This window comes from Thalassoglobus sp., from assembly GCF_048270125.1.
GTDB lineage: Bacteria > Planctomycetota > Planctomycetia > Planctomycetales > Planctomycetaceae > Thalassoglobus.
In genome coordinates this window covers 87,833-109,969 of the sequence record NZ_JBLWTN010000004.1, presented here as the reverse complement: position 1 = coordinate 109,969, position 22,137 = coordinate 87,833, and the positions used below count along the sequence as shown (strand labels likewise).

Here is a 22,137-nt window from a genome sequence, read left to right as displayed (position 1 = left end):
CTTGATCGGTTCCCGGAGAAATTTCCGTAACGGGATGAAGAGTTGCCGCTTGATCGTGATGACGACGAACCGCCTGAGTTGCGTTGACTGAAATTGCTGCGGGAAGAAGACGATGATGATCTGTTGAATGATGAGTTGCTACGGCCCGAGTTGGATCGTGAGTCAGCCAAAGATGTTTCAGCGAAGCAGCCAGCGATAACAGTGACAGCGAACAGGCAGTTGAGGGTTGAGCGAAACATCTTCATTCTCCGGTGTGTTGTTTTGAGTTTTTGTTGTTGGCCTTGCTGGCCGGTAAAACTCTCAGCGGAGAAACAAAAAGCATGTGACACGTTTTCTCAGAAAAAACCGTCTTTCATAAAAGATAGCCCAAAATCAAAGAATCACTCAGTCGCAAAAGATACGCAAAGAACACACCACAAATCTGCAACCCACTGCAGTAAAACGGGTTATGCCGCACCAAAAGAGTCTCAGTATGCGTCATCGTTGGATAAAGGCTCGCCAGTACAAGTTCAAGAGCAGAACCATATTCAGTGACGATTTGAAGAAATGATGCAACACCTTGACCAACGCCAACAGATCCGGCGAAGCCATGTAATTGTAAGATATTGATTATTAATTCTTTGAGGGGATCTCACTAAGATTCGGCAGGTCAGAGTCGTTTTGTTCGAGGTTCAACATTTCTGCAGGCAAGGAACGGACATGGAGATCTCGCTGAGGGAATGCGATTTCGATTGAGTGTTCTTTGAACAGGTCATCAATGGCTGTGTTCAATTCATGTTTGAGTCGACGATATGTGAACAGCCCGTTGACGTAGAGGCGCAACTCTAAGTTTAGCGTACTGTCACCGAACTCGGAGAAGACAACAACCGGTTCCGGCTCATCGAGCACGTGGGGATTTTTCTCGGCAATTTCGTAGAGAAGCTTTGTTGCAAGCCGCGTGTCGCTTCCGTATGCAATGCCAACTTTCAAGATGACGCGGAGCGTGGGACTTGAGAGTGTCCAGTTGACAAGATTCCCGGTCACAAATTCCCGATTTGGAACAATGAGTTCTTTGTTGTCCCAATCGAGGACAGTTGTCGCTCGGATTTGAATGCGTGTGACAGTCCCTGTGATCTCACCGATTGTCACCGTATCACCAACTCGAATCGGTCTTTCGAACAATAAAATAATCCCGGAAACAAAGTTTGCAAAGATCTCCTGCAAACCGAATCCGAGCCCGACACTCATCGCAGCCAAAAGCCATTGCACGCTCGACCATCCGATTCCAATCCCTCGAAAACTGAGAACCACTCCCGTCACGACGATGAGATAACGAGAAACCGTACTCGCTGCATATCTTGCCCCTGCGTCCATGGGGAGTCGTTGCAGAATAGAAATTTCCAGCAGTCCGGGGAGGTTACTCGAAGCGAAGAGGGTCAGTGCAATAATCGTCACTGAAGTGAGAAAATCAGCGACTGTGACAGGAATCGGAAGGCCATCTGAAGAGAGGCCAGCGATTCCATTGTCCCAGCCCATCGAAATTCTTCCCAAAACTCCTAGTGCCGGGAGGACATCACTCCAAATCATGTACATTGCAACCAGCAAGCTTGCGCCGCCGGTCAATCGCAGTAAGCTGCGGACCTGAACATTGATGTCTGTCAGTCGAAGTTCGGGGGTAGCATCTGGAGGGATTGGCTGGTCATTTTCATTCTGTGCCGCCTGTAAAATCTGCCTTCTGCGTTCCTGTGCACGACGAATTGCCAACTTCCTGTAAGTCACCAGCAGCCAGCGGAAGAGGAACGAAATGACCAGCACGATGATGAGCGTATAGCCGGTCGTCGTTGCGACTCGTCGAGTCAATTGAATTGAGGTGTAATGAAAACCGGTCGCAGACATGATCGCTAACGCGACTGGGACGAAGAGTAAAAATGTCGTCCAGACCCAACGAGCTCTCCAGAGAAGTGACTCGGGAAATTCCTGTCCAAGATTCTGCAAAATCGGACTCGATGGTCGCACCAGTCGATAAAGAGCCAGTTCAACAAATATCATTGAGGCAATAAACGCCACGCGGCCGAATGTCGCAGCGATGTCATCGTCCCCAAATTTCTCAGTAAAAATCAACACGAAGAGCGCCGGAATCAACGTCATCTCCAGCATCCGCATCGTTTGCCGGATCGTTGATAGAGATTTGTCAGACCACTCGAAGTGTGCATCACCAAGGCCGTGGTTCTGTGCGACCTGCCGGGACATCGCCAGAACAAACCAGATGTAGGCGATGAGCTGTGAGGTCTCCCCAATTGTACGAAGAGTGTTTTCACCTTGGCTGAGAAACACCATTCGCCAACCGAAACTATAAACAAGCAACGGAATCGGAAGAGCAATGAGTAACGTGTATACGAGCGTTTTCAGCGTGGGGAGAATCGTGACGCAATTTGGACGTTCTGCAAGTTCTCCAATTTTCTTGACCAGGGACTTCAGTTTGGATCGCAGAACAAAAAGTCCGGCAGCTGTGATGAAGCACAAAACCCAGACCCAGCTATTCCGGCTGAGATCATTCAACAAGATTTCGCGGAAGCGTTGCCATTGCATCGGAGATGCCAGAATGCGAGTTGCATCGGCAAACATGCTTAGGTGAGTTCCAAGAACACCTGTACTGCGGACCCACAGAACGTGTTCTGCCAACCATTGAGCTTCATGCTCAACTTTTGAGAGTAGGCGTTTCTCTGTACTGTCGAGCCGGACAAGCAGATCGAGCTTTGAACTTCCGTTCGCTGTGAGATTGCTTAAGATTTTCAAGCGTGAAGTCAGCAGTTCTCGAACCTGCTCTTGTAAGTCTTCCAGCTTGACGGACCGAGGTGGATCTTCAAGAGTGTTAAGAATCCGCATCGTTGCAGCATCCAGATCGACCAACGTTTTTCGTTCTGCTTGCCATTCCATCAACTGCAAGTTGAGTGAATTGATCTCATTGCGGCGGTTCTGAATCCGGGCTCGCATCACGTCTTGATCTGGTAGTGTGACCCGACGACTTCGTAAGAGTACGCCCACTGCCTGAGAATACTCCGCTGCTTCTGCTCTTTCCTGCAACGCTCGAAACTCTTCCTCCCTTGCATCGAGTTGAGAATGAACCTGGTCCAACTCAGCCTGAGTCGTCTGAAGAGTGTCAGTCAACAGACTGTTCTCTTTCGCAAGTGTTGAATTACGCTTAGCGACGTCTCGAATAGATGAATGCGACAAAGTCAACGCTCGAGTCGCCTCTTTCTCTTCGCGTTCCGCTTGTTCCATACGAACATCTGCAAGCCGTTGTTGCCACACCTGAGCAATGTGTTCTGCTTCTTGCAGTTCTAACGTTTTGAGATCCTGTTCGAGCGTCCAGCGACGCGATGTCGCTTCGTAGGTACGGGTTTCCTGTTCAATCTGAGCGATTTCTCGACGAAGACGATGTAGTCGGGTTTGCAGTCTCGTTTGACGAATTGTCGTCAGTTCCGGACGTTCTTCTTCAGGAGGTGGAGCAGCCACTTTCGCTGTGGTCTCTTCAAGTTGCTGCTCCAATTGAGTGCGGAGTTCCGAGAGTTGAGGGCGTCGCGTATTTCGACGATCACGTTCCAAGGTCAGTTTCTGTAACTCATCTTCAAGATCATTGACCCTTTCTTCAGCGTCTTGCCAGCGCTTGGTGAGCTGATCCAGCTCTGTCACGTCATCGAAATTGATTTCAGAAAACTTCGGTTCGGTTTTGCGGTTTTCCAGGATTTTCTCGAGCGCCATCACACGTTGCGGGGATCCATCAAGCTCTTCTCGAAGTTTTGCAATCAGTTCATCTGACTGGTTGGCGGCCTGAAGGTTCTCGATCGCTTTGGCGAAATGGGCGTCGATTTGCCCACGCACGTCTTCGCTGAGATCAGCATCTTGAGAAGCAACCTGCCGCTGATCCGTCAGTTCTGAAATGGTCGGGAGCGCCGGCTTTCCCTGCGGGATTGTGCTTGCCGACTCGGGATCTGGCTTCTTTGGCACCTCTTGAGCAACGAGCGATGCCCCAGTCACAAATACGAGAATGAACCAGGCAACCAATAGACGAAGACGAGAAGAATAATCCATAAAACCTCTGTGCTTGAATCACTTGTAGCCCCCAATACTACCACAATTGCCTGTTTTGTGATTATTTCAACTTGTTTTTTTGCGCCAGGATTTGTCGGAATCAGGCATATTGATCCCATAAATCATTGAACACAGTTCCGAATCGCGTCACCAGATGTTCATCGTTGAGCACCACGATGTTCTCTTCATTTTTCTCTGCTGCGGATCGGGTCCAGTTGTAACTTCCACAGAGCAGGATTGATTCGTCGAACAGGGCGAACTTGTGATGCATGTGGTACGGTGAGCTGTCGAGACGGACTTCGACTCCTGCTTGCAACAGTCGCTGAATGTCCGAGCCGGCGTCGTCAACTTTTTCATCGTCGGTAATGATGCGGACCTGGACCCTGCGGTTGTGAGTCTCGGCGATGATGTCAGAAATTTCATTGTCTGTAATGGTGAATAAGCAAATATCGACCGACGACCTTGATTGCCGGAGCAAGGAGCGGATTCGATTCCGACACTTGTCACCGGGGCTGAAGTATGCTTCTGTGGTGACCGTTTTTCCGTTCTCTCGAGCAGGTTTGAGGAGCCGCACGACATCTTCCAGCCAGTCGATCACCTTCTTCTGGTCAGGTGTGGAAGCCAGCATCTCACGTGCAAATTCGAACGCTTCGTGCCGGTAGACATCAAGTTCAGTTTCCGCAGGTTTCAGTTCTTTCAAGACAGCTGACAACGCGCGGCGCTCTGATCGCGTTAATACTTCGTCATCAAATGTCTGGCTCAACACGCTGCGAAATTCCTGAGGGGTCACACTATTCTCCTTGCCTGATGTTCGGGTTGACCAGAGACTTCAAGCCCTTGGTTCGGTATCTTTCGCAAACATCTTGCGATTCATTGCCTATCGTTTGAAACTCTCACCGAAAACTGATAGGACGCAATATCGTTTTTGTCCACTCACTCTACCAGAAATTCTAAACTCAACATGGTCACTCTACATCCCGTCTCGCGTGCCCTCGTCCCTGTCGACTCTGAAGCTGCTCATCGCATCAGTGCTCCCAACTACGACGAATTTCAAAGCGACAAAGAAATCTGGGATCTTATTCAGCAGAAGCCAGATAACGTTCTCCGAATCACCATGGCCCACTGTCATACGGACGACCTTGCCAACGCTTGCGAAGAAGGTGGACCAGAGGCATTAAAACATTCTGGTGAGCAAATGCAGGAGCTCATCAAGAGTTCCCTCTCGAAAGAAGTTCAGAACCTGCTCTGGATTTACGAAATCACTTCTCCCAAACGACCGGACGCTCCACAACTTGGAGTCGGTGGATACGCTGCGACGAAGGAAATTCGTACCGAGGAAACACCTCGTGGGACCATTATTCGCAATGAAGGAATTCGGCCCGAAAAGGCGAACGGCCGAGCCCAGTTAATCGATGCAACGAACGCCTACATTGGAACTGTGAATCTCGCAGTCAAAGACTCTTCTGGATCGCTACAAACTACGATGGAATCAATCAGCAATGGTCGCGACTGCAGCTACGAGGCGATCGACGAAGCTGGAAACAAACATAAAGTCTGGCTCGTGACCGATTCAGCTGAACAGAAGGTTCTCATCGATCTGTTAGCGGCTGAACCGGCTGCCTATGTCGCTGACGGAAATCATCGCAGTGCTGCAGCAGCGGCACTTGGAAAAGACTACTTCCTCACCGTCTTCTTTCCGACGAAGCAACTTGGTCTCGAACCGTACAACCGTCTGTTGCCTTTGAATGGTGTTTCGGCAGAAGACTTTCTCGCACAGGCTGCGGAGAATTTCAATGTCGCTGAAGTGGCTGGTGCAACAACCTATCGACCTGATTCCGTTCACAAACTCGGAGTCTACCTGACTGGAAAATGGTACGAGCTCACCCCAAAAGCAGGATCTTATGATCCGGAGAATGCTGCTGAGTCCATCGATGCAGACATCGTGCAGCGACACATCATCGACAAAATTCTCGGCATGTCTGACAATCGTGACAAACGCATCAACTATGTCGGCGGAAATAAGACTTCCGAGTACCTCGTCGAGCGTGTCAATAACGGCGACTTCGAGTTGGCGATCTCGCTGGCACCTGTGACAATGGACCAGTTCGTTGACGTCTGCGACCAGAACCGGTTTATGCCTCCGAAATCGACTTGGTTCGATCCAAAAGTACGCAGCGGACTCGTGATCGCTCTCCTGGACTAGAGCGTTTCAATGCTTGTCGTGTCCAAGAAGCTACCTTTTATGACGTTGTAACCTGCTCGCCACGAGGCAGAACGTAAAGACCAATCCTGGATTTGCTCTAGCTTTGAATATCGAGACGCTGAGTGCCTGGTAAAAAGAAAACCGCAGGTCCGACCGAGCCAAGTATCAACCACTTCTTTCCGTGGTTGGTACTTGTACTTTGTCTCGTCGGGGCATCGTTTCAGATTTGGGTGTTGTGGTTCACCAGGACCCCGCTGGGCGTCTCAGGTGAATGGGTTTGGCCTCGCGTCTCTCAGCGATTGGGGTCATTTCTCAACCTGCTTCCGGCAGTGATTGCTGCCGGATTGCTGGTGGGGTATCTGGTTTGGTCAACGAGACAGGAGCAGAAAAAACCTCGAACACTTTTCTGGTTAGCAGGACTGATTGTCCTCGGCTTCGGGTGGGTGGTCGCCGTTCAAAGCGTGACGTCACTGGGAGGTGGTCTCGGTCGTGGTGTTTTTGTGATGTTCTATCCCCGAACGTCGGGCTATTACCATCAAGCAAGATACGAAGCCCACAACTTACCCCGTTTTCTTTCAGAGTACGAACAGAGCATTAGTGATCAGTCGAACCCCGAGAATTATTTGCACATCGGCACTCATCCTCCGGGTCTGACGACGCTCCATCGTGTTCTGATTTACGAATGCAATCGGAACAAGAAACTCAGTAGCACGGTGATGAAGACTGCTCCGGAGTCGGTGCGATCCGCGTTGCAATTCATCTCTCAGGAACAGGCGCGAAGTGGTCGCCCACTGACTGAAGGTGAGTCCGCAGCCTTGTGGCTGTCGGTCTTGATCACCCAGTTCGTTTCTGTGCTCACAGTGGTTCCGCTTTACATGCTCGTCAGCCAGTTCGGATCAACTTCAACCGCGAGGATACTTGCGGGGCTGTGGTTGCTTGTTCCGGCGATGATTATTTTTCTGCCAAAGTCAGATGCTGCATTCCCGTGCCTGGCGATGTTTCTCCAACTTTTCTGGGTGAAAGCATTAGAGAAAAACAGCACCCTTTGGGGAGTTCTGACAGCGATTCTCTTTGTCTTTGCTGCCTCATTGAGCCTGGCGTTTTTCACTATTGGAATCATCCTGTTTCTGCAGATGATGTACTCGTTTTCGAGGAATAGAACGGGACTTCATCCGACCATTGGCGGAATTGTCGCTGGGGTCAGCTGCGTTGGTCTACTCTATTATTTTATTGACGTGAATCTGTTCACTGTCTGGATTCAGAACTTTAAGAATCACTCCGTTTTCTACGACCACAATTCTCGTACGTACCTCGATTGGCTTTATGTGAACCTTTTGGAAGGTTCGTTCGCGGTCGGTGTTCCGATAACAATTTGTGGTATTCTCGGAGCCGCTTTTCTCGTGAAGAAAGAGTATCGCGAGCAGATTTGGATCTTTTCCGGACTTCTCATCTGGGCTGTGCTTTGGGCGAGCGGAAAGAATATGGGAGAGGCAGCCCGGTTGTGGATCTTCCTCATGCCGTATGCGCTGCTGGCAGCAGCCCCAGTCATCAAGAGCTTGGTGACTGCCAACGGGACGTGGCAACGTCGCGTGATTCCAGTTGCACTGCTTACAGTGCAAGCGATCGTTTGCTTACTGACGGCAATTCAAATCGACGGTTTTGGATTTACGCAATTATAAAAAAATCCGCTGCACACATGCTTGTGTACAGCGGAAAGAATCTTCACTCGGAATGTTTTTGCTCGAGACAATGGTCACGAGCTACGACGGTCACGAGCTACGACCGTTAACCTTTCAAGAACTTCTCGAGTTGGTTCAAGCCCTGTTCTAGTGTTTCCAGATCAGTCGCAAACGAAAGTCGAACATATCCCGGGGCTCCGAAGGCGTCGCCGGTGACGAGGCCAACTTGAGCCTGTTCCAGAAGAGCGGTACAAAAATCTGTAGCATTGTCGACAGTCACTCCACCGAGCAAAGGTTTGCCGAAGTAGCTGCTGACGTCGAAGAATGCGTAAAACGCTCCGCCCGGTGTGGCGAAGCTGAGTCCCGGAATCTTGTTCAATCGATCAAGAACATATTTGCGACGTTCTTTGAATTTTTCGAGCATTTCACCAATACATTCCTGTGGACCATTCAAAGCTTCGACCGCTGCGAACTGGCTGATGCTGCATGGATTTGAAGTCTGCTGGCTTTGCAGGTTGCTCATCGCTTTGGTGACATCGACAGGAGCGAGCGTCCAACCGATTCGCCATCCGGTCATTGCATACGCTTTGCTGACACCACTGACGATGATCGTCAGGTCTTTGACCTCCTCACCAAAGGAGGCGAAAGAGCGGAACTCAGCCCCATCGTAAATAAGCTTCTCATAGATTTCGTCTGAGAGAACAGGAATCTGCTTCTCGACAGCAACTTTCGCGAGTGCTTCCAGAGTCGCAACAGGATAGGCTGCTCCGGTTGGATTGCACGGATTGTTGAGCATTAACAGGCGAGTTTTCTCGGTAATCGCGTTTTCGAATTGCTCAGCAGAAAGGCAAAATCCGCTTTCTTGCGTTGTGGGAACAAGAACGGGAGTTGCACCTGTCAGCTCGACCAAGGCACTGTAGCTGACCCAGTAAGGGGTCGGGATGATCACTTCATCGCCGGGGCCGCACAGAGCGGTCAGGACGTTATGAATCGAATGTTTCGCCCCGTTTGAAACGACAACCTGCGAAGGCTCGTAGCTCAGGCCGTATTCTCGCTGATAATTGTCGCAGATCGCTTGCTTCAGCTTGGGGATTCCTGCAGCAGGCGTGTAGTGCGTTTCCCCGTCTGCGATTGCCTGACGAGCCGCTTCACAGATGTGTTCAGGCGTTGTGAAATCAGGTTCGCCGAGCGTGAACTCATAGACTTTCACTCCCTGCGCCTTGAGTTCTTTGGCTTTGGTCGCTGCCGCAATAGTGGCGGATGGCTTGAGCGTTTTAACGGTATTTGAAAGGCGCATGGATTGGCTGTTCAGGTCTGAAGGATGTTTGGAAACAGATTTTGTGGAGTCCGAACCGCTTTCAAGGACTCGTAAACGTCTCCTTGGGTTCGCGTCATCCGAGATTTTGAGAGATGATCGTCATTGGTCAAGCGTTGCCGCCATCACAGGGAGGAATTTTGCAGAATCAACCTCCATATTGATCAACTTAGGCTTATTTGACTTCCATTTGCTTCCGCAATGCTTCGAGTTCCAGATCAACGCGGTCTTGGCGATCTGGTGAAGTCTCAAAACCGGCCGATGAATCCGACGACTGCGAATCTTCCGCAGCGTTCTCATCGTTGCTCAGCATTTTGAGTCGACGGGTCGCATCTGCCAGTCGAGCCTGAAGAGCGTTCATCATTGTTCGCAGGTGGTCCCGCGTGGAGATCGCAGATTCAAGCTGTTGCTCAAGGCCAGCGATAAGATCTTCCACTTCGTGTTTTCGCTCTAGTGCCTGTCGTGCTTTGGCTTCGTTATTCGTTGCCAGAGCTTCTTGAGCAGATTGGACCCAACTTCCGATGGCAGCACGCTGTTCACCGATTTCGACCTCCAGTTGAGAAACATTGTTTCCCGCAGTATTTACGCTACGTTCTGCACCGGAAACGCCTTCTTTCATCTCAAAGATGATCTCCTCCAAGGCAGCTTTCTTGTCGACTGCCTGTTCCAGAATGGAGGTCAGGTTGCAGGTCACGATGTCGGTCAAGCGGCTGAAGTAAGGCATGGTTCTCTCGGATAAGCCCTGAAGTGATCGGGGCGATGGGAGTTCAAACGAATTGCTGTTTGTCACGGATCATCGCAAATTGGAAATCAGGTGAATTTTCAAAAAATTATGTCTCAACAATAACTACAGGAGACTATTCAGACCCCACGAGCTTCGGTGGAACAAATCCTCGGGCCCTGAGTTTCTCGGCGAGTTTCTCTCTGGCGAGTCGTAATCGGCTTTTACTCGTTGCCAACGGGATCTCCATAATCTCTGACACTTCTGGCAAACTGAGTCCTGTATAGTGGTGCAGCGTAAAGGTTTGCCGTTGATCTTCGGGGATCTCTGCCAGCAGTTCATCAATCAGGCTCGAAAACTCCTGATTCTGAACCCGTTCATCAGGGCCGAGAATATCCTCGGAAATCCGGGCCATGACATCACTCTCTTCTCTTGGCTGACGCTTCACCGCCTGAACTAGTGCATCGTTTGATCTCTTTCGCACATTGTCAATCAATAAATTTCTGGCGATGCGAAACATCCATCCACGGAATCGCCCCAACGGCAAATAGTCCCATGCCTGATTATAGACCTTTAAGAGTGTCTCTTGTGCGAGATCTTCTGAAAGTTGGAGATCTCTCGTGTTGCGCATAAAGAAGCCAATCAACATTCCCTGGTATTTTGCAACCAAAGTGTTGAATGCTTCGACAGTTCCCGATTGAATCAGGATCATGAGTTCGTCATCAGTCATCAGCGACAACAATAGTGAGTTTTCGCAAGAATTCGTAGCTTAGCTGGCACAGGAGAGAGATCGTTTCTGTTTTCGGGTTCATCTCAGTCGCTTCACTTTGCAACAGGAGTCAGATTATAAAGTGTTGATGCGACATTGTTGAATGGTCAAGCGATTGTTGCACCTTGTTCAAATGAAAGATGTCCATGAATCGGTCCCTCCATGTTTCACTGGTGTCCCTCTTAACGTTATCGCTGATGCCTTTGGAGAGTCTTTCCGCAAACAATCCTATTGTTGAAAATTCTCTCATCTTCGCTGAGAAAGATGGACTCCTCGCCGTTGAAGCGGAGCATTTTTTCAAGCAGTCGAACGCCGATGTCCGGGCATTTTATCTGACGCATTCGAAACAGACGCCGTCAATCCAACCGGATGGCGACCCCTCTCATGTCGCTGGTGCCAGTGGTGGGGCATATCTGGAAATTCTTCCCGACACACGAAGGACTCACGACGACAAACTCATCAAGGGCCAGAACTTCGCTCCAGCACCGGGAGAGTTGGCTGTCCTTCATTACAAGGTTCATGTGAACACACCTGGCAGGTATTACGTTTGGGTGCGAGCTTATTCCACAGGGACCGAGGATAATGGTCTGCATGTGGGACTCGATGGAGAATGGCCCGAGAGCGGGCAGCGATTGCAGTGGTGTCAGGGAAAGCACAATTGGAGATGGGAAAGCAAACAACGAACTCAAAAAGAACATTGCGGCGAGCCACACAAGATTTACCTCGACATCAAGGAACCGGGCGAACATATTATTCACTTCTCGATGCGGGAGGATGGATTCGAATTTGACAAATGGCTGATGACTCTCGATCGAGACTTTCCACGTCCCGACGATGCTGGTCCCGAAACGGTCGTCCAAACTGGCGTTCTTCCGAAAGCGTTTCCCAGCGTTGCTCTTGCTGCACCGAATCGAACTCCTCGCCAACCTGATGGCGACGGAAGCGTCACAGTTGCTGGCGACTTGAAACAGTGGCACAAAGTGACGATCAATCTCGATGGGCCATTTGCTCACGAGAAAGATCAGAATCCGAATCCGTTTACTGACTACCGGATGAATGTTCTCTTCATGCACTCGGACGGAACTCAGTATGACATTCCGGGATTCTTTGCAGCCGATGGAAACGCAGCCAACACTTCCGCAGAAGCGGGAACTGTCTGGCGAGCCCACTTTGCTCCTGATCGAACTGGAGAGTGGACATACAAGATTTCCTTCACCAAAGGAAAAGATGTCGCGCTCAACCCGGTTGCCAATTCAAACCGGCTCGCTGGCTTCGATGGAAAAACGGGAATATTCAAGATCACCGAAAGCGATAAGCAAGGCCGAGATTTGCGAGCACATGGGCGGCTGAAATATGTCGGCAAACGGTATCTTCAGTTTGCCGGTTCGAAACAGTATTTCCTGAAAGCAGGCGCCGATGCTCCCGAAACTTTACTCGCCTTTGTGGACTTCGATAACACAGTCGCGGGTAACCCCAGGAAGGCTCCACTGAAAACATGGGAGCCGCATCTCAAAGACTGGAAGCAGGGTGATCCAAGCTGGAAAGATGGCAAGGGCAAAGGCCTGATCGGAGCGGTCAATTACCTTTCCGGAAAAGGTTGTAATGCGTTTTCGTTCCTCACATACAACGCAGGGGGCGATGGGGACAACGTCTGGCCGTTTGCAGAGCGAAACAAAAAGTTCCACTACGATTGCAGCAAGCTTGATCAATGGGGAATTGTCTTCGACCACGGAACGCAGCGAGGGATGTATTTACACTTCAAGCTGCAAGAGACTGAAAACGATGACAATAAACGGGGCAAGAAAAACTCTGGCTCAGTTCCAGAGAGTTTCGACGGTGGCGAACTTGGCAACGAGCGAAAACTCTATTGCCGCGAAATGATTGCTCGCTTCGGTCACAACCTGGCGCTCAACTGGAATCTGGGTGAAGAGAACACGCAAACAACTGCTCAGCAACAGGCGATGATCAATGAAATTGCCATGCTCGACGCCTACGATCACAACATTGTAATTCACACATTCCCAGATCAGCAGGACAAAGTTTATCGTCCATTGTTGGGGGACAAGTCGAAGTTAACGGGAGTGTCGCTGCAAAACAGTTCACTGGAAACGACACACTCTCAAACCTTAAAATGGGTGAACCTGTCAACCGAAGCTGGCAAGCCCTGGATTGTCGCTTTCGACGAATCGGGGAGTGCCGCACATGCCCAGTGTCCCGACCTGGGCTACAAGGGATTCGACGGGCATGACCGCAAAGGGGACATGGTTTACACACAACACAAGGTCCGCAAACAAACGCTGTGGGGAACTCTCATGGCAGGCGGAGCCGGAAACGAATATTACTTCGGTTATCAGTTTGATGAGAACGACATCGTTTGCGAAGACTGGCGCAGCCGTGACCAGTCTTGGGACTATTGCCGCATCGCGATCAACTTCTTCCACGACCATCAGATCCCTTTCTGGGAAATGAAAAACGTCGACGAACTCATCGGCAATCCCGAGCATAACGTCTCCAAATACTGCTTCGCCAAAGAGAACGAAATCTATCTCATCTACCTTCCCAACGGCGGAACTTCAACAATTGACCTGTCAAAGGCTGACGGTGAATTCCAGGTCGAATGGTTCAATCCCCGAACCGGCGGAGCACTGAAAACAGCTGATGTCAAAACTATCAAAGCAGGCGAGAAAATCGAAATTGGCCCACCACCAGAAGAGGCAAAAGAAGACTGGCTGGTTGTGTTGCGCCGTTGAGAGATTGATCAAAACTGGTTCGGAAACCCGGAGTTGCTCTCTCAAACATTAAGAAAAGTGACCATTTCAGACTCGGCACAAGAAGCATTCAAAAATTCTCTAAACTCGTTTTCTACAAGAAAAACGGTGCCTTCAGATTGAGCCTCCCTGTCGGTGTTGCAATCTGACTTCTATCGAATCGATGATGCGACTAAAATCGTTCCTTCTCCAGAGTCAATCAATTGAATATTTGGCAACATTGTGAATCCGACAGACGAACTACAAAGACTGACATCGTTAATCCCTCACAACGAAGACTTGATCCGCGGGGTGGAGCATGTCTCCTCTGCGCTGACTCCTGAGCCATACAAGCAAATGCTGGCTCATGATCATCACATGACTGTGACGATGGAAAAGTACCATGGATGTTCGGTCAATGTCGAAGTGCTGCAGGAAGTCTCTGATGGAGATATCTACGCACGACAAATTATTCTAAACCGCTCAGATGATGGAACGCCTGTGCAATTTGGAATTGTTCGTTTTGACTTTCAATACGTGACCAAAAAAGTTCGCGATGAGATCCAGAGCAGACAAATTCCGCTTGGTCGAGTTTTGATCACGCACAATGTTCTGAGACACATCGACCTCGGCGCCATCTTGAAAGTGACTGCAGGATCGAAACTGGCGGAGGCTCTGCAGATGAAAGAAGGGGCCACTACATACGGACGGCTGGCAACGATTTTCTGCAATCGTCACCCCGCCGTTGACTTGCTGGAAATATCAGCGCCACTTGAGAAGAAGTAACTTGAAAAGAAGTAAATCGACGGGTCAAGTGATCTGCGAATAGCAACTCTTTCAGGAACGCTCCACAATCACCACGGACGTATCATCGTGACGACCTTGCCCCTGTGTAAATTCCAGGGAGTCGTCAAAGAGTCCCTGCATGCAATCCTGGAGTGGCGACTTCCTGTGCTTTTTCATGGTCGCAGCGACACCCTTCAGGCCGAATTCATCGTGAACTTCGCTGTCTGCCGGGAATGCTTCAACTAAACCATCGGTGTACAACAACAGACGACTGTTGGGAGGGATGATCGTACTTTGAGTTTGATAATCGGCATCATCCAGAATTCCAATCGGTAATCCCGCTGCGTCCAGATCGGTCGTCACCTCAACAACTTCATTCGTCTCAAGATTGTGCAGAACCGGCGACTGATGTCCCGCGGAGGCCCATTTCAATTCGTGTGTTTTGGGGTTCAGCACTCCGTACAACAGCGTGATGAATCCTCCTTCATTATTGACGACTGCCTGTCGACTCAGCTGATTATTCACATATCGAACAAAATGTGCCGGCTCGCGGAACTCGTCGTAACGAATCATCCGGATCAGAGTATGCATCGTCATGATCGACATGCAGGCTTTCATTCCGTGTCCGGAGGCATCACCGACCAGCAGGATCATCGAGTCATCCGGAAGGGTAAACGCATCGTAGTAGTCTCCCCCCGCCATGGTGACCGGCTGTCCTCCAATGACTTGAATTTGAGAGGACTCATACCGCGCAACGATGCCGTAGTTTTCAGGCGTTGAGATGTCATGCGGGATGATCGATTCCTGCAGCTGGCGGACCGAATCGACTTCCCGTCGAAGCTTCTCAGCGATTTGCCGCTCGCGTTCAGCCTCTGCCTGCCTGACTGCTCCTTCGATGATTGCGGTCATCAGAAACATATAATCTCCCGCTTTGTCACGGATCACGTATGCGCGAAGTCCGTTCGTCAGATAGCGGGCGATCTTGTACACATCATCTTGATGACAAGCACCAATGAGTGGAGTTTCCGGGCAGATTTCGCGAATCTTTTCAAAAACTTTGTAAGCGGTGTCAACATCGGGAAATGTCGTTGTGATGAGAATCGCATCCCAGAGTTGGCTGGACTCGACCGCTTTGAGAGTTTGCTCATGGTTTGTCGTAATCAGAACGCCACTGTCATCGACGTTGAGATAAAGTCGCAATAACTCAGCTTGTTCCGCATCGTCCCAACCAACAAGAATTCGCATCCTGTATCTCCGAGCGCCCGCAACAATCGTCATCATCCAAGGTACGCGCCCGAATCGAATTGCAGATTAACCATCAGCTCAACCGCTCGCCAGTCGAGAAATCAAAAAATCGCAACATTTTGATGCGACTGGTCCGGAGCATCGGTGCACATTGATTGCGAGACACCGGAAATCAATGTTGAATATCTCACCTTGCTGGTGAAGAAAAAAACTTTTGAATTCGATACAATTGTGAATGACGTTGCTCACGTCGTTCCCAAGATCTTTTCATTAGTCCTGACAAAACTTGAACAAGTAACCACCACTCGAGTGAAGGAAGCGAATTCAACAGAATTGTCAGGCGGTCTAAGTTGATAAACGATGAACTACAACCTCTCCCTCGGATTTACAGTCGATCAAACCAGTTCTCAACGCGCACATCAAGAGCGCGAAATGATGAAATACGTGAATATGAAGCTCGCTGCGAACGGGCTTCCGATCGCTCCCGAGGCGGGTGGTCGCGAAACCGTGGAGCTTGCCACGGGTCTGCTGGGGAACTACCGGGAGAAAACTCGTCGACTTGGTGAGACTCAACGCTGTCCCAGCGATGAACGTATTGAAAATTTTCTGAACTCCCACTTCAGTGATCTTCAACTCGAGTCACCTCTCAGCGTGCCGGGTACAACTCTGATCCTCGATCGGCATGGGCTTGGACGCGTTCTCTCTCTGCCTGCTGATGGAGATTACTACAAGTCGGATTACGTCGAATCGTATCGTGTGCGAAATGGGGTCTTGCATAACCCGGCAGCAGATCGCCGAACAACAAAAGGAACCTTTCACATCGTCGAAGGGGGCTTACCGATCCCGGGAGACAAACGCGCCGTTCCTCGTGAAGCATTTGTGCGTATGTTCAGGGCAGCTTTTGATAAAGCTCCAGCGAAATCTCTGGAGATCCCATTCACCTCGAATCAGAAGGAATCAGGTGAATCATGGATTTCTTTACTGATTCGCCCGCTTGTTCGCCCTGAAGTTCCGGGAGTCACACCCGAGAAACGGCTGGAAGTTCGCTTCTTCGCTCCCGCATCGTTCGTGAGCAACCTGGACTTTGTCGAATCGATCTTTGGAAACGCTGGTGATCCATTTTTGCCTGAAAACGATTCTGCCATTGATGTCGAGCATTGGTCAGGACATACCGGGTGCGTGATTCTCGCTCCGCACTTGTTGAAACTGACGAAGAAAGAACTGGGTCTGCCGAACATCAATGATGCCACACCTGCACAAATTGAAGACCGAATGTGCTGGGAATCTGAAGAGGAATTCTACAACGACGGCAAAGCGTTCAAGATCACGTGTCGCACCGCAGAGGGTGTGATCGTCACCATGATCGCAGACAACTACTTCGGATACTGCAAGAAAGAAGTCAAAACACAAATCAGCTATTCAGCCAACCTGATGGGGAACGCTGAAGAAGAACACGCCGGAGGGGCGCTCGTCTTCCAAAGCTGGAACGTGGGCGAAGAATTCCATTTCAACAGCCATCGAGACAACAAACAGACTTACAAAGATGTTGTCTCTGCTTATGGAAAATGGATAAATCTTCAGGAAGCAGGTTACGGTATCGACAAACGATTCCCAAATCTGTTTTACATCCCCGAAAATGCTCTGGCAGATTTGCGTGAGCAAAACATCTCTTGGACCCTTGATGGGGAAAAGCATGAAATTCCGCTGCTGCCGGACCAGGTTTACATGGCTCCATCAGGGTTTCGCCTTCGAATGGAGAAACATCCATCAGCTCCGACGTGGCGATTGATCGGAACGGCTGGCGAGGGTGTCTTCTGTCATAAACCGAGTACGGTCTCCGGTGGGGGAAAAAGTGAAATCAGTAAATCGCTGGTCGATTACATGCAGTATGGCTCGATTTTCGTTTCAAACTTTGAGAAGGATGTCGAAATCGTCCGCATGATCTTTGACAAAGATTACTCAGACCGATGGAACGAAAAGTTTTATGAAGAAAACTCAACGGCAGATTACAAAAGTCGATCGGTTCTCAGCCCGCGTCGTTCGCTGGGCAGTGTCATCAAGTTGCTGACCCCATCAGATGAATACAACACGGAATACAATTCCTGGCTGAAAAGTATTCCAGGGCATATTTACGCTCTGGTTTATGCGATTAAGCGATTCCATCACCCCTCCTGGAAACGTGGTGAGTGGGAAAAGATTTTCGGAGTTGATGATGTCAACGGTTCGATGGGGCACGAACTGAAGATGTACGATAGAAAACTGGTCGGAACATACTTGCGAGTCGGCTTCAATCCTCTCCAACACTGGAGACTCTTTAAGGTCAGACAAGACTTCGCTGCCGCATTCAAAGTTCAGACCGAAGACGACATCACCGCGTCAACAGTCGTTCCAGGCAGATTGATTAAAGGGATTCCGGACTACTTAGAATCTTACGCCTACAAATTTGCTGAAAACTGTGAATTCCGACTCTTTCAGCGTCCTGATGATGCGATTCATCGAGGATTCGACAAGCAGGCGGAAGCCGACTTGGCGCGTAAAGATGTCAACTTCATCTCCAACTATGAACCGACATCGCGAGAGGAAGTGGATGAAATGAGGGCGAAGGTCGTCGAGTTTGATGCCTTTACCGCTCCGATGAAAAAACTTCTCCGTTCCGTTGGAAAAGGTGAAAGTCGCTACATCGTCTGTTCGGACAACCCCCGAAAAGTCGGCGGTGTTCCAACCAAGAATCCTCGCTATTTGCAAGATCGACCGGATATGGTCAATCCCATGGACCGGTATGTTGCGGAAATGGGGACACGTCTGTTTCGCCGGATTCCAGCGGATCAGTTCGTACCTATTCCTGTTGGAGCAATCCTCTCGGGAAGACGCAACAACCCACCTGATCCAGCGAAAGAGATTCGTGGGTTGGCGGTCTACAACCCAATCCATTTCCAGAAGTTACCCGAACTGTTCATGGACTACATCTGTTCATTGACCGGAAAAAGCCCATCGACAACAGGTGCCGGATCAGAAGGAGCATTAACCAAGGGACCGTTCAACGCACTCAGGCCAACTCTAGACCTGAACGCTGCGTTGGTCAGCATGATCCTTACAGGAACTCCTGGCTTCTCCACAGCGGCAGGGCACATCGGCCCCAATTCACGGTTTGATCATGACATCAGTTTGTTGATCCCCGAAATCTGGTGCCGAATGTCGCCAGATGAGCGAGATCCTCAAAAACTGATCGATAAACGGATGATGGAACCGGTTCCGGATATCGTCCGTGAAGATGGGACCGTTCTTCCCGCTCGGCGACTTGGATACCGCATCACGAAACGATTCGTGCGAACTTACTTCGGACGTGTCTTTGACATTCCGGAAGCAGTCTTCTCAGACGAAATTCTGCGTCCCGAAATGCAGGATCAGCAAGCCTTCACTGAAGGTGTCGAGCATATCATGCAGGCGTATCAACGGGTCGCGACTCGTTACTTCGAAGATGGTTCCATCGAAGAAGCCTGTCCTCCGTTGAAGGCCATTTTGCACATCATGGCTCATGGAGATTTTGAAGGTCGCGATGAACGTGATCCCGAAATCCGCAAGCTCTTTGAACGAGAAACACTTCTCGAAAGTGACTGGTATCAAGAGCGATTAAAAACCCAACAGCAACGCGAAATAAACCTCTGGCAGTCGATGCTTGATTCGGTGAACAACTACCTGGAAACTCAAAACGGCCTCGACGAGACTTTCGTCGAAACGTTGCAGGAGCGTCGCCAAATCGCTGAGAAAAACCTGGAACAGGTCTCAAAAGCGGACTACCTTGACACGCTCTTCGGAACGATCGGAGCACAGCCACTTTAAGATTCCTGATCTCGCCGGATACCTCAAATATCCGGCGAGATCGGCTTCTTGCCCGCGTTGAATTTGGCGTTGAGTTTGATTTCCGCGTGAATCACGTTTTAAAATTATCACAGATCCTGAAACCTGAATTCGCTCGCTCAATCACTGAGAAAGCAACTATCCCACAAGTTTCCGGACTGACTCGAAATAGAGTGATCTTGTTTATTATCGATTGACGACGATCGCAACATTTCAAAGTCGCTGTTCATCAGTTAGCCCTTATCCGAAATTGATTCATGGATAATCCGATTCCAGCTCTCATCTTTGGAGGATTCCTTATCGCTCTTGGCGGCTTCTTGCTGTTCAATCAAAAGAAACTGAACGACTCTCTCTCCAAGCAAGATCTCCCAGAGCAAGAACTCAAATTTTTAAGACGCCGCAGCCGGCGCCGCATGCAGGTCGCCGGTTTGATTCTACTCATCGGAATAATGATTCCGACTGGAGATTCACTGATCCCCTGGGGACACGCGCTCGTGACATTTGCGATCTACTGGCTCATTGTGCTCGGCTTGGCGTTTTGGATCATTCTGCTGGCGCTCGCTGATATTGTCGCGACCCGGACTCACACTTCCGTTGAACTGACACGTTTGCAAATTCAGCAACAAAGTCTGGAGCAGGCAGCGAATCAACTTCGTAAAGCCCAGGCTGCTGCTCGCCGGGACTCTCCGTCATGAAACCGCTCAACGCACCGCACAAAATCGATCACGATTTTCGTCTCTACGTTCCATATCCGGAAGGTTGGAAAGCGCACATCAAGCAAGGCTGGGAAAAACAGTATTGCTACGCAAAAAATGAGGGAGAAGACTTCTTCCACTTAATTCTCAATGGAGAAATCTTCCTCGTGCACGGGGACGAAAAGTATTGTCTCAATTGTGCGATGAAGCAGGGGATCGTTACTTCCGAACGGTTGCACTGGCAAAACAAGCGCCCCGATGAGAATCGGACAAAGCTTTAACGGTCGCCACTTTTGAACCGCAATAGTTTCGCGTAAGCCATTTACTCTGAATGAGTTGAGGCAATTCTACCGCCAACCCGCCAGAAGACTTCGCTTCACCATCACTCATTTGATCTGACAGCAACAGTTGTAGTGGATGCGGCCATTTTACTGGCCTAAAATTACCGAACCGTCTTAAAGCGACGCTGTCGGCTTCTCCACGAAAGGCCTTCTCTTCCGAATCCGATCTCACCATTTTAGTCGTTCCACTCCCGATCCGGACCGCTCTTCTTTTCGAATCGGCCTGGCTTCTCTAACATAAGAGTTGCGCTACGAAATCAAAACAAAAGTTTCACACGCTTCCGATTTCGTGGTGATCAGTGTATGAACTGGCTGAAGTGCTCTTCACAGAGCCCCAAAGCCCACGAAATCAGTTGAAACCAAGATCCCAATTTCATGAAGAAGATCTCCCCCACATTTGCTCTCACCCTGACTTTCCTCTGCTCAACCATCATTTTTTCAGGTTGCCCAGGCCAGTCTCCATCAAAACCGGCAAACAACGAAAATGTTCCTGCCGCAGATGATGAACCGACTGACGTCCCTATGGTTGAGGATGAGACCGCCCCCAAAGCTGACGCTCCTGCTGCTCAGGATGATCCCGAAGCAGTCAAAAAACTTGAAGAAGCTGGAGCTGTCTTAAAGAAAAATGCTGCTGGCCTCGTCATCGAAGCGAACTGCAAACCGGCTCAAATGACCAACGAACTGATGCCCTTGCTGAAAGGGATTCCTCATACCACCAAGCTCGATCTGGAGAATGGTCAGTTTGACAATGAGGCACTCGCAGTTTTAGAGCATCTCCCCGCATTGACGACAATCAATTTGCGTCAGTGCAGCAATATCGATGAAGTCGGGCTGGCTCACTTGAAGAAGGCCCCTCAACTCGAACGGCTTTTGCTTTTGTACACACGAACAGATGATGCGGGACTTGCTGAAGTTGCAAGCCTTGAAAATCTCGTTGTTCTCGATTTACGTGGAACAAAAATTGGTGACCAAGGCATTAACGAACTAACACAACTCAACAAGCTGGTCGATCTGAAAATTCGCTCGACGAGCGTCTCCGGGGAGTCGATGGCCACCATCGGCAAAATGACGAAGTTACGCTACCTGGCATTAGAAGATGCTGGTCTCGGAGACGATCATGTCGGGGAACTTGCTCCACTGAAGAATCTCATCAGTTTCAATATCATGAGAACCTACGTGAGTGATGAAGGTCTCGCACACTTTTCGGATCAGAAATTTCAAGACCTCCGCCTGCGAGATACAGCCGTTAGCGGACCGGGGCTGGCTGCGTTGAAAGGATCGATTCCAACTTTGAAGTATCTCGATTTAAGCGAAACTCTTATCGATAACGAAGGGGTTTCCCATATTGCTCCATTCACAAATCTGGAAACCTTGCTGGTCTGGAACGGAACGATGGACGATGATGGACTGGCAGCACTCACTGCACTCACGAAACTGAAGTCCCTGGACGTGCATGGTTGCCGCGGTTTAACCCCCGCCTGTGCGGATCATCTGGCAAAAATGAAAAGTCTGGAAGTTCTGAACATTTCCGATTCAAATTTTGACGACGAGGGACTTGCGAAACTCGCTGGACTCGAAAATCTGAAATCGATTTCCATCGCTCAAACCGGTGTTACGAATGATGGGGTTTCCGCTTTCAAACAGAAGCGTCCCAACTGCAATGTCAGTCAATAACCCCAAGAAGCACCTTTGACTCCAATTGGTCCA

14 protein-coding genes are annotated in these 22,137 nt (G+C 49.8%); 8 read left to right on the top strand and 6 right to left on the bottom strand.

What is annotated here, in order from left to right:
• Window positions 1–612 precede the first annotated feature (612 nt).
• Both ACN0YR_RS06655 and ACN0YR_RS06650 read right to left on the bottom strand, forming a co-directional pair.
• Window positions 613–4,071 (bottom strand): mechanosensitive ion channel domain-containing protein, encoded by a 3,459-nt coding sequence (locus tag ACN0YR_RS06655; protein WP_417848415.1) that lies wholly within the window; start codon window positions 4,069–4,071, stop codon window positions 613–615.
• A 100-nt stretch (window positions 4,072–4,171) separates the two neighbouring features.
• On the bottom strand, window positions 4,172–4,861 hold the full coding sequence (locus tag ACN0YR_RS06650) for a phospholipase D-like domain-containing protein (RefSeq protein ID WP_417848414.1): 690 nt from the start codon (window positions 4,859–4,861) through the stop codon (window positions 4,172–4,174).
• Between the two features lie 171 nt (window positions 4,862–5,032).
• Here ACN0YR_RS06650 and ACN0YR_RS06645 point away from each other — a divergent pair, with 171 nt between their 5' ends.
• Both ACN0YR_RS06645 and ACN0YR_RS06640 read left to right on the top strand, forming a co-directional pair.
• On the top strand, window positions 5,033–6,274 hold the full coding sequence (locus ACN0YR_RS06645; RefSeq protein WP_417848413.1) for a DUF1015 domain-containing protein: 1,242 nt from the start codon (window positions 5,033–5,035) through the stop codon (window positions 6,272–6,274).
• A gap of 122 nt (window positions 6,275–6,396) precedes the next feature.
• On the top strand, window positions 6,397–7,953 hold the full coding sequence (locus ACN0YR_RS06640; protein ID WP_417848412.1) for a hypothetical protein: 1,557 nt from the start codon (window positions 6,397–6,399) through the stop codon (window positions 7,951–7,953).
• Window positions 7,954–8,059: 106 nt separating this feature from the next.
• Here ACN0YR_RS06640 and ACN0YR_RS06635 read toward each other — a convergent pair whose 3' ends face one another.
• The 3 genes from ACN0YR_RS06635 to ACN0YR_RS06625 form a co-directional block, all read right to left on the bottom strand.
• A complete protein-coding gene (locus ACN0YR_RS06635) occupies window positions 8,060–9,250 on the bottom strand; it encodes a pyridoxal phosphate-dependent aminotransferase (RefSeq protein ID WP_417848411.1) in 1,191 nt (396 codons plus the stop codon).
• A 193-nt stretch (window positions 9,251–9,443) separates the two neighbouring features.
• Window positions 9,444–9,992, bottom strand: a complete 549-nt coding sequence (locus tag ACN0YR_RS06630) for a PspA/IM30 family protein (protein WP_417848410.1) — start codon at window positions 9,990–9,992, stop codon at window positions 9,444–9,446.
• Between the two features lie 133 nt (window positions 9,993–10,125).
• Window positions 10,126–10,719 (bottom strand): RNA polymerase sigma factor, encoded by a 594-nt coding sequence (locus ACN0YR_RS06625; RefSeq protein WP_417848409.1) that lies wholly within the window; start codon window positions 10,717–10,719, stop codon window positions 10,126–10,128.
• Between the two features lie 185 nt (window positions 10,720–10,904).
• Here ACN0YR_RS06625 and ACN0YR_RS06620 point away from each other — a divergent pair, with 185 nt between their 5' ends.
• The gene (locus ACN0YR_RS06620; RefSeq protein WP_417848408.1) at window positions 10,905–13,508 is read left to right on the top strand and encodes a DUF5060 domain-containing protein; all 2,604 of its coding nucleotides are present in this window, start codon (window positions 10,905–10,907) and stop codon (window positions 13,506–13,508) included.
• 240 nt (window positions 13,509–13,748) lie between these two features.
• Window positions 13,749–14,291: a hypothetical protein gene (locus ACN0YR_RS06615; protein WP_417848407.1), complete on the top strand. Its 543-nt coding sequence runs from the start codon at window positions 13,749–13,751 to the stop codon at window positions 14,289–14,291.
• Window positions 14,292–14,342: 51 nt separating this feature from the next.
• Here ACN0YR_RS06615 and ACN0YR_RS06610 read toward each other — a convergent pair whose 3' ends face one another.
• Entirely contained in the window at window positions 14,343–15,536 is a 1,194-nt protein-coding gene (locus tag ACN0YR_RS06610) for a PP2C family protein-serine/threonine phosphatase (RefSeq protein ID WP_417848406.1), read from the bottom strand.
• A gap of 360 nt (window positions 15,537–15,896) precedes the next feature.
• Here ACN0YR_RS06610 and ACN0YR_RS06605 point away from each other — a divergent pair, with 360 nt between their 5' ends.
• The 4 genes from ACN0YR_RS06605 (at window position 15,897) to ACN0YR_RS06590 (ending at window position 22,104) form a co-directional block, all read left to right on the top strand.
• Window positions 15,897–19,376 (top strand): hypothetical protein, encoded by a 3,480-nt coding sequence (locus tag ACN0YR_RS06605; RefSeq protein WP_417848405.1) that lies wholly within the window; start codon window positions 15,897–15,899, stop codon window positions 19,374–19,376.
• Between the two features lie 275 nt (window positions 19,377–19,651).
• On the top strand, window positions 19,652–20,089 hold the full coding sequence (locus tag ACN0YR_RS06600) for a hypothetical protein (RefSeq protein WP_417848404.1): 438 nt from the start codon (window positions 19,652–19,654) through the stop codon (window positions 20,087–20,089).
• Window positions 20,086–20,370, top strand: coding sequence for a hypothetical protein (locus ACN0YR_RS06595; protein WP_417848403.1), 285 nt, complete (start codon window positions 20,086–20,088; stop codon window positions 20,368–20,370). Before ACN0YR_RS06600 ends, ACN0YR_RS06595 begins: the two co-directional genes overlap by 4 nt.
• Before the next feature lie 435 nt (window positions 20,371–20,805).
• On the top strand, window positions 20,806–22,104 hold the full coding sequence (locus ACN0YR_RS06590; protein ID WP_417848402.1) for a hypothetical protein: 1,299 nt from the start codon (window positions 20,806–20,808) through the stop codon (window positions 22,102–22,104).
• The last annotated feature ends 33 nt before the right edge of the window (window positions 22,105–22,137 follow it).